This window comes from Pseudomonas wuhanensis, assembly GCF_030687395.1.
GTDB classification, from domain to species: domain Bacteria; phylum Pseudomonadota; class Gammaproteobacteria; order Pseudomonadales; family Pseudomonadaceae; genus Aquipseudomonas; species Aquipseudomonas wuhanensis.
Map to the genome: position 1 here is coordinate 3300578 of NZ_CP117430.1, position 13699 is coordinate 3314276.

Genomic DNA, 13699 nt, shown 5'->3' on the forward strand with positions numbered 1-13699 from the left:
CCTCGGCGGCTCGGTGTCAGGTAAACAGATCGACGCCCAACTGGAAGGCGACCCACAGCGCGAGGCCTGTCGCAAAGAGCAGCGCGATGTTTTCAAACAGGTTGTTGCGATACTTCTTGTCCAGCAGCGACTTCTGGTTGGACATGATCAGCAGGCCCAGGGAAATGACCGGTAAGCCAATGATGTTCAACGCGCTGACACCAATGGTCAGGGTCACGAAATCCGGCATGCCTGGCAGCGACCAGATCAATGGCGTCACGAGGATGAACAGCATGAACCATTTATGCATCGGATCATGGTGAAACTCTTTTCCGTACTTCTCGCGACGCTTGGGGAGAACGTGTTGGAAAGCATCGGTAATCAGCATCGGGAACGCCGTGGTCTTACCGGAAATACTGGCAAACAGTGTCGCGAACACGCCGATGAAGAACACATACCAACCAATCGGACCGAAGAAGATTTCCAAGGCCTTGCCCAGGTCGCCCAGGGTTTTTACCTCGATACCATTGGGACGCAGGATTTCCGCGCCGACGATCCAGATGGCGAGGTTGATGACGATCCCGACGAACACCGCAAACAGCAAATCGTTACGTTGAACACGCTTGTGTTGCGGCCCTACCCAGCCCTTTTGGCGCATGACATACGGATGCACGAAGTTGGCAATGGAGCCTGCAACCGCGCCGATAACCGATACCGCCACCAGCAGCGCGCCATGCACGCCTTCATCCGGCGGGATGCTGAAGCCGATGGTGCCTTTGACGATGCCGACGACATCGGGGCCGGACATCACGGCCAAGGCGATAAAGGCCAGGGTCATGATCGCCAGCAGCACCTTCATCACGCCTTCGATCATCGAATAAATATTACGACCCACCAGCATCCACACAGCGAGTACCACCGCCAGTGAACACAGCAGGGGCTGGTCGATTTTCAACAGCATCGCCAGCGACTCACCCGCCCCCTTGATCATGTAGGCGTTCATCAAGTGCCCCATCAACAGGGCGTAGACAAGCATGAACCAGGCGAAAAAGGGATTCAGCTGCGCATAGCCTTGCAGGATGGTCATGCCCTGGTTATTGCACAACTGGAAGCGAGCGATGATGTTGACGATCAGGTATCTCAAGAGCAGAGAGACCGCCAGCACCCACATCATTGCGTAACCGTAATTGGCACCGGCCACGGACGACGTGATCAGGTCACCTGCGCCCAGCCAGGACAGTACGGCGATGATTCCGGGGCCCAGCAGTTTGAGTATTCGGGAAAATCGATTTTGTGCGGGCACCGCAGCCTGGCCTTCGACGGAAGGAATGCTCGTCATAGAGGGTATCTCCATTTATTTTTTTTGTGAGAACGAGCGCAGTCGAACATAGTAGATACGACGTCGTACAACAATTCTTGAGCGAGTGTGTTTAGAAATGTTTCAAACTCGGGTGAGCGTCGGGCTGCGTGAATAGCACCGAACCGGACCAAGGTCAAGCAAACACTGCGCCTTGGCCACGACGCATCTTTCCAATTTGAGAAAAACAGCGATTGATGTGGCGTAAGCACAGTCATAGGATGACCGACCACGCCATAAAAATAAAGGATCACCCGTGAATAAACCCCTTCTCTTGGCCGCTGCCGCTGCCGTTGTCTACGGCCTCAGCCTGCAAGCCAATGCCGCCACTTTTGCCTATATATCGAGCCCGGGAGACGGTCTGATTTCCCAGTATCGCCTTGACCAGAACAACGGCGCGTTGAGCCTGATTGAACAGGTCAACGCCGGTGATCAGGTCAACCCCATGGCCATCACCCCTGACAGCAAAGTGTTGTTTGCCGCCTTGCGGGTCAAGCCGTTTCAGGTGCTGGGCTACAGCATAGATCCCAAGAGCGGACATCTGACTCCTCTGTCCAAAGCGCCCCTGGCAGAAAGCATGGCTTACCTGTCTACCGATAGAAAAGGACGCTATCTGCTCGGCGCATCCTATGGTGCCGACACCGTCAGCGTTCAGGCCATCGACAAGGCCTATCAGCCTTCTGCCAGCATCCTGAGCTACAAGACAGGCCCGCATGCGCATTCGGTTCGTACTGACCCGAGCAACCGTTTTGCCTACGTGGGCAATCTTGGCGCGGACCAGGTGCTGCAATATCGCCTTGATGCCAAAACCGGCGCGCTCTCCCCTATTGGCAACGGCCACGTCAGTGTCCCGGAAAATACCGGGCCTCGGCACCTGGCCTTTTCCCCGAATGGAAAATACCTGTATGTGGTCGGTGAAATGAGCGGCACGGTCACAGCGTTTTCAATCAATGACAGCACCGGCGCATTGACTCAGATTGCCGTTGCCAGTGGCATTCCCGAGCGTTTGAAACTGGCTCACGGCGAAGTGCGTGATTCCCGTAACAACGACTTGAAGGATGACCCCACACCACGTATCTGGGCGGCGGACCTGCGGATCTCGCCCGATGGCACGCTACTGTTGATGACCGAGCGCACCAGCAGTTCGGTATCAGCATTCGCGGTGAACCCTTCGACAGGCGGCTTGAGCTTTCTCGAGAACTATCCGGTGGAAGAGAAGCAGCCACGCAATATCGCTTTTTCACCCAACGGGCGCTGGTTGCTGGTAACTGGCGAGAAAAGCCAAAAAGTCGGCACTTACGCGGTCAGCAACAACGGCGCCTTGAAACGTGTCGGTGAAGCGGCATCGGGCAAAGGTGCGTTATGGGTTGAGGTACTGCAAACGTCGGCGGAGTAATCTTCGGGCGAAAAAAGGCGCGACGCATGGAGGTCGGGAGGTGGCTCATTCCGACCTCCATGGTTTGGCGGTCATCCATAAAACGTACCGCAAGGTGTTTGCCTTGAATCGCCGTGGGTTTCTCCGGGCACATTCGACTGCTGGTTTTTATCCGTTAATTACCGGATGCGACGGGCAGTAATCGGCTGTGGATTCAACCGGCCATTCAAAACTTGCAGATAGCTGTGGAAGACGCGCCACACTCAAGACTTAGGTTCCCAGCGGCGGAACAGTACGCTGGCGTTAACTCCACCAAATCCGAACCCATATGAGAGCGCGTGCGTTATCAACATCGTGCGGGACTTCAAGCCGACCAGATCGAGCCCGCCGGCCGCCTCATCGGGATTAACCAGGTTCAGCGTGGGAGGCACGACCTGGTCACGAAGCGCCAATACCGTGAAGATGGCTTCAATGCCTCCGGCCGCTCCAAGAAGATGCCCTGTGGCGGACTTAGTCGAGCTGATAGCCACGCCAGAGTCACTCCCGAACACCGAACGAATTGCCGCCAGCTCTCCTTTGTTGCCAACCGGAGTGGAGGTCGCATGCGCATTAATGTGTTGCACGTCCGCAGGACTGACAGCGGCCTGCCGCAGTGCTTGCTCCATGGCGCGCCGTGCGCCGCTGCCATCTTCCGGACCTGCCGTCAGGTGATAGGCATCGGCGCTGGTGCCATAGCCGACCAGTTCCGCCAAGGGTTTGGCTCCACGTGAGAGGGCATGCTCCAGCGACTCGATTACAAGCAACCCGGCCCCCTCAGACATAACGAAGCCGTCACGATCGCGATCAAAGGGACGTGATGCCTCCTGCGGACGCTCGGCAAAACCAGTGGATAGCGCGCGGGCCGCAGCAAAACAACCCAGGGTCACACGGTCTATCGCAGCTTCGGTACCGCCGCATATGGCGATGTCCGCCTCACCACTTCTGATGAGCCTGGCCGCATCGCCGATGGCCTGAACCCCTGCAGCACAAGCGGTTATCGGTGCGCCGAGAGGCCCTTTGAAACCGTGCCGAATGGATACGTGCCCGGCCGCCATGTTGGCGAGAAAAGACGGCGCAGTGAAAGGCGACAATCTGCGAGGACCACGCGCATCGGTGGTGCGCACAGCGTCGGCAATCGCGCCAAACCCACCTACGCCCGATGCAATGATCGTGGCTGTCCGCTCCTGGTCTGCGACATCAGTCGGATGCCAACCCGCCTGCTCCAGAGCTTCGTGCGCAGCCACAAGTGCAAACTCGATAAAGCGATCCATCTTCTTGCGATCCTTGGCCGAAATGATGCGCTCAGGGTCGTAACCCGCGATAGCATCATCTTCTAGGGACGGCACCTGGCCGCCTACTGCAACGCCTGTACCCTCAGCAAGATCGTCGGGCAGATTACGGATGCCAGAACGCCCCGCCAGCAATCTCTGCCAGACCTCTTCCACTCCAGAGGTCCGACAATTCCTGCTCCCGTGACTACGATTCGCTTTTGACCTTCGAGATTAATCATTGAACCCTCTTCATTTTTCAGTCGACGCCCACTAAAAGCAGCACGCTATGGCCTACGGCTAAAGCTCTGTGGTTTGGTGAACGTCGAGAGGACGAGGTGGCGTCCTATCCACCAGGCTTGCTTGCTTATTAGCTGGTTCAGTTTTCCCCGTATGGTCAGGACGGATCTTGAACCAGATGGAGTACATCGCTGGCAGGAATACCAGCGTCATGATGGTTCCGACGAACGTGCCTCCGATCAGCGTGTAGGCCAACGTCCCCCAGAAGACGGAGTGTGTCAGGGGAATGAACGCCAGGATTGCCGCCAGCGCTGTCAGCAGTACCGGGCGGGCACGTTGGACCGTGGCTTCGACCACCGCGTGAAACGGATCCAGCCCTTCTTGCGCGTTGTGATGGATTTGCCCAATCAGAATCAGCGTATTGCGCATCAAAATGCCTGAAAGGGCGATTAGACCGACCAGAGCGTTGATACCAAACGGCTGCTGGAAGATAAGCAGTGTCGGCACCACACCAATCAACCCCAGTGGCGAGGTGAGGAACACCATGACCATCGCCGAGATCGAACGTACCTGCAGAATAATGATCAGCAGCGTCATGGCAATCATGATCGGGAACAGCGGCAACATCGCTTTACCGGCTTTGCCCGACTCCTCGATTGCACCCGCCTGCTCGATCCGGTACCCGTCAGGCAACTGGTCGATGACCGGTTGCAGCTCCTTCATGATCACGCTCGAGACGTCCGGTGGCTGCAAGCCTTCGGCAATGTCGCCGCGCACGGTAATGGTCGGCGTGCGGTCACGACGTCGGAGGATCGGATCCTCCATACGCACATCGACCTCTCCCACCTGGGACAGCGGAATCCGCTGACCCGCCGAGCCCACCAGCGTAAAGCCTTCTATCTTGGCGGGATCGAGCCGGATATCACCCGCTGCGCGACCAACCACCTGCACCGAGCGAATGTCCTCACGAACTGCGGTGATCGGTACTCCGGCCAACAGGAACTGCAGTTGCTGCGCGACTGAGTTTGACGTCAACCCCACCGCCTCCAAGCGATCCTGATCCAGAGCGAAATGCAGCGTCGGCGTCAGTGGCCCCCAGTCAGTGTTGACGGTTCTCATCATCGGGCTCGACTGCATCACGTCCTGTACCTGGCCCGCGATCTCGCGCAACTTTGACGGATCAGGCCCCATCACCCGATAGGCAACAGGGAACGGAGAATACGGACCAAATACAAGCTGAGTCACCCTGACACGCGCTTCTGGGGCAAGTCCCTCAGCAGCGGCCTCGCGGAGACGGAACTTGAGGGCCTCGCGCTCCTCCTGGCTGTCCGTCAGCACCACAATTTTCGCGAACGATGGATCAGGGAGTTCCGGCGCCATCGCCAGATAGAAACGCGGCGCGCCTTGCCCGATATAGGCCGTGACGATTTTTGCCTCACCCTGCTTTTGCAGCCAGGTCTCTATCTTGGCGGTGGTCGCACTGGTCTGCTCAATGGAGGTTCCATAGGGCATTTGCACTTCAATCAATACCTCTGGACGGTCCGAGGTAGGGAAGAACTGTTTTTTGACCAGGCTCATGCCGAGAATCGCCACGCCAAACATTGCGATAACACTACCGGCCACCAGCCATTTGCGAGCAATGACTCGCGTCAAAACCTGGCGGAAGCGGTTGTAGTTAGGGGTGTTGTAGATGGCCGCGTGACCACCCTCGACCTTCTTGATGTTCGGCAACATCTTCACACCCAGGTACGGGGTAAAAGCTACCGCAACCACCCAGGAGGCAATCAGGGCAATGCCCACGATCCAGAACATGTTGCTGGTGTACTCGCCGGCTGTCGACTGCGCGAAGCCGTTGGGCATGAAGCCGATAGCCGTCACCAGCGTACCGGAAAGCATCGGTGCGGCCGTATGACTCCAGGCGTACGCGGAAGCTTTGATGCGGTCGTAGCCCTCCTCCATTTTCACCACCATCATTTCGATAGCAATGATGGCGTCGTCCACCAACAGTCCGAGCGCCAGAATCAACGAGCCAAGGGTGATACGGTCAAAGTTCTTTCCAGTGGCCGCCATCACCACAAACACCACAGCCAACGTCAACGGTACAGCCGCAGCGACCACAACGCCTACCCGCCAGCCCATGCTGAGAAAGCAGACAAGCATCACCACAAGCAGCGCGACGAAAAATTTGACCATGAACTCGCCGACGGCCGAACTGATATTTACAGATTGATCGGTGACCTTGGAGAGCGTCATGCCCAACGGCATACCTTCATTGATCTTGACCGTCTCCGCGTCCAACGCCTTGCCGAGGTCAAGACCGTTCCAACCCTCACGCATCACGATCCCCAGCAACAAGGCCTCTTCACCGTTATTACGCACGAGAAAGGTTGCCGGATCTTCATAACCACGTTCGATCGTCGCCACGTCCGAGAGCTTCAGCGTCCGCCCCTGAACCGCAATGGGTGTGTCACGAATCTTCTGCACCTTATCGAAGGCGCCATCCAGCCGAAGAAAGACCTGCGGCCCGTCGCTTTCGATCGAACCGGCAGGCGTGAGCACGTTCTGATTATTCAGCGCGGCAAAGATGTCCTGGGGCGATACGCCCAAGGTGGCCAGCCGATCATGGGAAAAGGAAACAAAGATGCGCTCGGGTTGCTCCCCAATAATGTTGACCTTCTTCACGCCCGGCACATGCAACAGCTGTTGGCGCAACGACTCTGCATCACGTACCAACAGTCGCTGCGGTTCGCCTTTGGCTTTCAGGGCGAACAGTGCAAATGTCACGTCCGAAAACTCGTCGTTGACCATTGGCCCGATGACACCCGCCGGCAGCTTCCTGGCCTCATCGTCGAGCTTTTTACGCGCCTGATAGAACTCCTCCTGCACTTGCGCGGGCGGCGTGCTATCGCGCAGTGACACCATCGTGAAGGCGAGGCCAGGACGGGTGTAGGTTTCCGTGCGGTCGTACCATTTCAGTTCTTGCAGGCGTTTTTCAAGTGGCTCTGCTACCTGATCCTGCATCTCCTGCGCAGTAGCACCCGGCCACGCGGTGATGACAGTCAACTGCTTGACCGTAAATGGAGGATCCTCCGCGCGTCCCAACTGGAAGAACGACAGGATGCCCGCAACAGCAATCAGGAAGATCAAAAACACCGTGATGGAGCGCTCGCGAACGGCGATCGCCGACAGGTTGAAACGACCCTCGCTCATGGATGACTCCCGGCAACCTTGACGTCACCCGGTTGAGCCAGTCTTACCTCCTCACCATCGCGCAGCAGATGCGCGCCTAACGCTACGATCTGCTCGCCGACCTTGAGATCGCCTGCGACTCGCGCTGCGTCGTCGCTCAAGCCCAGGACCTGAACAGATCGCCAAGTCACTTTCGCCGGTGTACCGGCGATGACCCACACGCCAGTGCCTTGGCCTGGGTCATAAACGGCAGCGATCGGTACTTGCAGCCCCTGCCCTTGCGTGGTGCTTTCAGCGATCCGAAGCGTGACGGTCGAACCTATCGGTGCATTGGCCAGCGCGCCCTCAAGCACATAACGCGCCTCGAAGGTACGCGTCATACGGTCGGCCGAGTCAGAAAGCAGCCTCAGCTTCGCCGTAACAGCACCCGTGGTATTGCCATAAAGCGTCGCCTGCGCGGTGGATCCTGCTGCGGGGCGCAACGTCTCGGGCAGGTGCACGATGGCTTCGCGCTGCCCTGCCCGCGCCAGTCGAACTACGGGCTGTCCCGGGCTGACAACTTGTCCGGGCTCGGCGAGCGTCTCTACCACTACGCCGTCGGAATCCGCAAACAGCACCGCATAACCAGAAGCATTGCGGGCTACATCAGCCTGCGCTTCAGCAGCGCTGAGCTGCGCCTTTGCGGTATCCGCTGCGGCTTTGATCTGGTCATAGGTCGATGCAGAAATAGCACCTGCGGCGACCAGGTCGCGATATCGCGCCTCGTCATCTGCAGTCTGCTTAGCACGGGCCCGAGCGGCGATGACCGACTCTTGCTGTGCTCGCGCCTGCAACCCCAGGTCGATTGGGTCAAGGCGCATGAGTGGCTGCCCACGTTTAACGGTCTGGCCGGTGTCAACCAGACGCTCAAGTATCTTGCCTGACACCCGGAAGCCCAGGTCGCCCTGGACGCGGGCAGCCACGACGCCCGTGAAAGAACGCGAGACGTCGGACGAACCCTGAACCGCAGAGGACCTCACCAGAGGGGCCTGCGTGCGTGGATCTTCAACGGTGGATGAGTCGCCACACGCCGTCAGGACGAGAGGCAACAAGCAAGCGGCAATGGGGACAGATCGAAGCCGGCGCATAGGTTCCCTTACTTAAAAAATAGGACAGGCGCCACATTCTCAGCCTAGTGACCATTACTGTCAATGGTCACACATTGTGAAATGCCAAGCCCCTCGGCCTAAGCAACAGAACCGCCGCACGTATTGAGCCAATTTCGAACATAGCCCAAAGAGCGTCGATTGACAGAAAGTGACCATAACGTAATATGGTCACAAACATCCTCGATTGAAGGTACCTCAATGCCTCCCCTCCGCCCCATTGCTCTCTTGGTGAGTGCCAGCTTGATGACAGGTTGCGCGGTCGGTCCGGACTATCACCGTCCGGACGCCCCACTGTCGGACCATTACTTGGGGCAGTCTTCTGTCGAACAGAGGCCTGGGGCGACGCCGGCCAGTCTTGTCGCCTGGTGGGAAGGTTTTGGTGATCCACTGTTAGCCGACTTCGTCTCCAAGGCACTTGAGCAGAACCTGGATCTGGCGCAGGCGTCGGCGCGAGTCACGCAGGCACGGGCAGGACTGGGCGCCGCAAATGCCGCTTTACTGCCCTCAGGGAACATCACCGGACAGGCCGCGCGCTCCTACCAGTCAATCGAGACGCCGCTCGGCCAGGTGTTGAACTCAACGCCTGGCTATGATCGGTACGGAAGCTCCTACGAGGCCAACCTCGATGCCAGCTGGGAGGTAGATGTCTTTGGCGGATTGCGCCACGGACGCGAGGCTGCTCTGGCCGAGTACCAGGCTTCCCAGGCCGGCGTCGCTGCCACACGATTGGCCATCGCTGCACAGACCGCCGATATCTACATCACTATCCGCGGACTACAGGCCCGGCTGGACATTGCGAACCGACAAGTCAAAACACAGCAGGAGCTACTAGAGAAAGTCCAGTTGCTCTACAGCAAGGGGCTCGCCGCCAATTATCAGGTTCGCCAGACCGAGGGGGCGCTATCGCAGGTCCAGGCGACAGTGCCGGTCCTGCAGACCGGTCTGGATGCTGCCATGAATGCGCTGGATGTAATGCTCGGCACGCCGCCAGGCACTCACCGCACACAACTGGCAAGTGCGGGGAGCATTCCTGTAGCGCCGCAGTTAAAGACGATGGGGACGCCGGCCGATTTGCTGCGCCGCAGGCCAGACCTCATTGTGGCTGAGCGCCGTCTTGCGGCTTCAAACGCACGCATCGGGGAGGCGATTGCTGAGTACTACCCGAAATTCTCCCTCAGCGCATTGCTGGGTAGTGCTACGGCTGTATCCGCAGGCAATCTTTTCACCAGCGGCGCCAGCCAGTCAGCGGGCGTACTGGGCCTGCACTGGAGGCTCTTCGATTTTGGTCGCATAAACGCTCAAATCGACCAAGCCAAGGGACAGGAAGCCGAAACCCTGGCCGCTTACCGTCAGTCCGTGCTGCGCGCCACCGAGGATGTAGAAAACGCGTTCTCCGCACTGGTGAATCGGGAGGCTCAAGCAACCACCCTCACCGGGGGTGAGGCGTCTCTGACACAGGCTCGCCAATCGTCGTTCATTGCCTATGAGAAAGGCACGGCCAGCCTGATCGACGTCCTGCACGCCGACGAGACGATGCTGCAGGCTTCCGATGCTCGGGCACAAGCGCGAACGGAATCGGCACGGGCGGCGGTTGCGGCATTCAAGGCGCTAGGTGGTGGCTGGCAACCTCCTGAAGCCCAGCCTGTTGCGACACGATGATTTAACCAGGTGACGTAGAACTTGATGCACGCACCTCCCCTTCTCTTTCAGCTACTACCCAATCCGAGAGCGGGTTTCGCTCACCGACTGACGCGATCAGCAACCAATTGCTCAATAGAAACCAACCGGAGTACAGCGAAATGAAATCGAACGAGAATTCCTGGGTGCTCATCACCGGAGCATCAAGCGGATTTGGCGAGGAGTTTGCCCGGCAATATGCAGCGCAGGGAAAATCGCTCGTTCTGGTAGCAAGAAGGCTGAGTAAGCTCGAAGCGCTATCGGCGCAGCTGCGCGAACGCTTCGGCGTTGATGTGATCGTCGAACAAGTAGACCTGTCCTCGATCCCGGCGATCATCGAACTGCATGAGCGACTCAGCGAACGCAATATAGTGATCGATGTGCTCATCAACAATGCGGGTCATGGATTGCAGGGGCCTTTCCTGGATCAACCTCTGGATCAGTCCCTGACCATGATTGATTTGGATATCGCCGGCCTGACAGCCCTGACACGCCTTTTCGCGGCCGACATGCGAGCCCGCAAACGTGGCCACATCCTGATGGTCGCCAGCTTGCTGTCCTTCCAGGGCGTGAAGAATTTCGCTGTTTACTCTGCCGCGAAAGCCTATGTTCTTCGCTTCTCTGATGCGCTTCATCGCGAACTGAAAAATGATGGTGTCGTCGTTACCGCACTTTGCCCAGGGATGTCGGACACCGGATTTGCAGAAAGCGCCAAGCAACGGATCACACCGGCCTTAAAAATGGTGATGATGCAGCCTCAACCCGTCGTGCGTGCAGGAATCCGTGCGCTGCAAGCCGGACGCATGAGTGTGGTGCCGGGTTTTGGCAACAAGGCCATTACTGTCTTGACTTGGGCCACGCCTCGTCGGTTTCATCAGGGCCTTATGGCGCAGGTGATGGGAGTCTGAGGGGGGCGACAAAGAGGTCTTTTACCTCAGGGGAAAGGCCCGATATATGTTCTTAAAGGTCGGGAGGCAACGCGCGCTCCCGACAGGACATTTATCGTGTAACAGCACTCAATTAGAAGCGGTAACTGACAGACGTACCGAGTCCGCTCGCACTGTTCTTATATTTGGCACTGTATGCGCCTCTTGTAGCCGAAGCATCGTTGATCTGCACGCTCTCCTCCCATAGGTAGGAATAAGCAACATCGATCGTGACATTGTCCGCCGGAGTCCAGCCAGCACCGAAGCTGATAACCTTCCGGTCGCCCGTGGGAATACGTGGTCCTCGGTTGGTGTTGTTGGTGGGAGACTGGTCGACCGAGAAGCCTGCGCGAAGTACCCATTGGCTGTTCAATTTGTACGCCGTGCCGATAGCGTGAGCCCACGTATCATGCCAGTTTTGTTCTTCGGTAATAGTGCCCAGCGAGCCGCTCAACAAAGGGGGTAAACCAGTGTTCTCGATGGTTAACTCTTTGAAGCGACTCCAGCGTGTCCAGGTACTCCCCAAGTAGAGTGTCCAGTCGTTATTAAGCTGATGAGTCATCGAGAAATCCACTGACTCTGGGGTATCCACATCCAGCGAAGCGTCATAACTGCGGCCGCTAACCCCCAACACACTAAAGATGCCGTCGGTGACCTTGGTCTTGGCGTCCAAGTGGTAACTGACCTTGGAATGGTAGGTCATTCCCAGGCGGGTTCGGTCTGTAGCCTGCACCAGGATGCCGGCATTGAAACCGAGGGCCGTGTCGTCGCCCGTGCTTTTGAGCTTTCCGTCATTGCGACCTGGGCTAAGTGGATTGGGCACCATCCCGGACAGCTCACCGGTGATGCGGTTGATGGTCGGACCCAAGCCGATCGAAACTTTGTCGTTAAAGGCATAGCTGATGGTGGGCTGGAACGTAAGGGTCGTGACCTCACTTTTGTTGGCGTAGTAACGCCCGGCAAAACCGCTGCCATAGTCAGTCATCAGACCGAAAGGTACATAAAAACCTACACCGAATGCCCAATGCTCATCGATGGGTTTGACGTAGTAACCCATAGGCACTGTGGTGGTTGGCACCATGTCACCGTCTTCCTGCCCCCCGAATGTACTGCGGGTTTGGCTTATGTCGGACTTAGCGAAAAGAGTCGCAGCCCCCACGCTGACCTGCTCCCTTTTCAAGCGAGACATGCCCGCCGGATTACCAAAGACCGTGCTCGCATCTTCAGCGGAGGAAGAGCGACCGGCAAACCCGGATCCCATGCCACTGACGCTTTGTTCATTGAGAGCGAAACCGCTTGCAAACACATTTGAAGATGCGAGCACGACAGCGAGGCCAAATGGGCTCTTGAGCATTATTTTTTTCATTGTTTGAACTCTATGGGATCACTGAGATGAAGCAGTAGAAGCGCCAGCTCACCATATTTATTCATGTGACCAATTCAGTCAATGGTCACAATGCGAATAAATGAAATGCCCTTCGACGACTGGAAGAAGGGCAAAATGAAAAGCCGTTTTGGTGATCTGTCGCTTACACAGGCATGACGTAAAACCGTTAGCCGAAGGTCAAGGCATGAGGCTACGCAAAATGAGGTTGGAGGTGAGCGTGGGCGCCTCCTCGACATAATCGAGGTTGTACTGCAGGAGTAAAGGATTGACGAAAGGCCGCAAAGCCAGATGTATCGCTTCTACTGTTTCGTCCAGGGGAGTCTTGCGTTCAAATTCGCCGATCTCTCGCCCCTCCCGCACGATTTGCAACACGAAGCGTTTGATCTGTGCGTCATAAGCCTGCGTACTGGGCCAGCTTTCCGACGCCGCAAATGCTGCAATGTCATAGAGTTTTCGGTCGTTAAAGAACAGATTCACGCCTGTGGCGACCACAGTTTTGACCAATCGTCGAAAGCGCTCCGTCGGCGACAGGTCTTCTACATTGATCGCCTGCTCCACAGCCGCGACGATTTCTGCCAGGCAATTTGCGCAGATGGCTTCACCGATCGCCTGCTTGGAATCAAAAAATTTGTAGATGTACGCCTTGGAAAACCCGATGGCCCTCGCCAGATCGGAAACCGTGGTTTTGCCGTAGCCGTATTGACTGAAGTGTTCGTTGGCCGCCGCGACAATCTGGTCTCGAATGTCGTGATCGGCTGGGCCACGGGGGCTGGGCGAAGATGAAGATATTGATGGCTGATTCATGAGAACAGCTTACTCATCCTATCGAGGACTGACAACTTGTGACCAAAAAGATATACAGTCACAAAACAGCAGCTGTGGCCGAGTGGCGTCCGAGGTACTAAACTGGCAACTCAGCCCTGATCGACATGAGTTCCGTCATACGACAGAGCCTCCCCGCGCCATGAAGAATCTAACGCTACATTACCTAGCGACACTGTGTAGCCTGCGCGTAATTGTCCGGGCCACACTGCAACGCAATCCTGTTTGCGCGGATGTTGAGTGGCCTTAACATGTTCGCTCAATTGAAACAGTCATGGCGCACTCAACAGCA

General features: G+C 57.2%; 8 protein-coding genes and 1 pseudogene. 3 read left to right on the top strand and 6 right to left on the bottom strand.

All coding sequences use genetic code 11. The features are described 5' to 3' along the window. Positions 1 to 16 precede the first annotated feature (16 nt). Entirely contained in the window at positions 17 to 1318 is a 1302-nt protein-coding gene (locus tag PSH88_RS15180; RefSeq protein WP_305421312.1) for an Nramp family divalent metal transporter, read from the bottom strand. Positions 1319 to 1592: 274 nt separating this feature from the next. On the opposite strand from PSH88_RS15180, the gene PSH88_RS15185 reads away from it, so the two are divergent. After that, a complete protein-coding gene (locus tag PSH88_RS15185) occupies positions 1593 to 2732 on the top strand; it encodes a lactonase family protein (RefSeq protein ID WP_305421313.1) in 1140 nt (379 codons plus the stop codon). A gap of 242 nt (positions 2733 to 2974) precedes the next feature. Here PSH88_RS15185 and fabF read toward each other — a convergent pair. The 3 genes and pseudogenes from fabF to PSH88_RS15200 form a co-directional block, all read right to left on the bottom strand. Further along, positions 2975 to 4260: pseudogene (gene fabF, locus PSH88_RS15190) on the bottom strand (beta-ketoacyl-ACP synthase II). Between the two features lie 58 nt (positions 4261 to 4318). Continuing rightward, positions 4319 to 7468 carry an efflux RND transporter permease subunit gene (locus PSH88_RS15195; protein WP_305421315.1) on the bottom strand — a complete coding sequence of 1050 codons (3150 nt, stop codon included), beginning with the start codon at positions 7466 to 7468 and terminating at the stop codon, positions 4319 to 4321. Further along, the gene (locus PSH88_RS15200) at positions 7465 to 8574 is read right to left on the bottom strand and encodes an efflux RND transporter periplasmic adaptor subunit (RefSeq protein WP_305421317.1); all 1110 of its coding nucleotides are present in this window, start codon (positions 8572 to 8574) and stop codon (positions 7465 to 7467) included. The genes PSH88_RS15195 and PSH88_RS15200 overlap by 4 nt, the downstream gene beginning before the upstream one ends. Positions 8575 to 8793: 219 nt before the next feature. On the opposite strand from PSH88_RS15200, the gene PSH88_RS15205 reads away from it, so the two are divergent. Together PSH88_RS15205 and PSH88_RS15210 are read left to right on the top strand one after the other, a co-directional pair. Then, positions 8794 to 10254, top strand: coding sequence for an efflux transporter outer membrane subunit (locus tag PSH88_RS15205; protein WP_305421319.1), 1461 nt, complete (start codon positions 8794 to 8796; stop codon positions 10252 to 10254). 140 nt (positions 10255 to 10394) lie between these two features. Continuing rightward, on the top strand, positions 10395 to 11180 hold the full coding sequence (locus PSH88_RS15210) for an SDR family NAD(P)-dependent oxidoreductase (RefSeq protein WP_305421321.1): 786 nt from the start codon (positions 10395 to 10397) through the stop codon (positions 11178 to 11180). Between the two features lie 112 nt (positions 11181 to 11292). Here PSH88_RS15210 and PSH88_RS15215 read toward each other — a convergent pair whose 3' ends face one another. Both PSH88_RS15215 and PSH88_RS15220 read right to left on the bottom strand, forming a co-directional pair. Next, on the bottom strand, positions 11293 to 12564 hold the full coding sequence (locus tag PSH88_RS15215) for an OmpP1/FadL family transporter (protein ID WP_305421323.1): 1272 nt from the start codon (positions 12562 to 12564) through the stop codon (positions 11293 to 11295). A 198-nt stretch (positions 12565 to 12762) separates the two neighbouring features. Continuing rightward, positions 12763 to 13389, bottom strand: a complete 627-nt coding sequence (locus tag PSH88_RS15220; RefSeq protein ID WP_305421325.1) for a TetR/AcrR family transcriptional regulator — start codon at positions 13387 to 13389, stop codon at positions 12763 to 12765. Between the last annotated feature and the right edge of the window lie 310 nt (positions 13390 to 13699).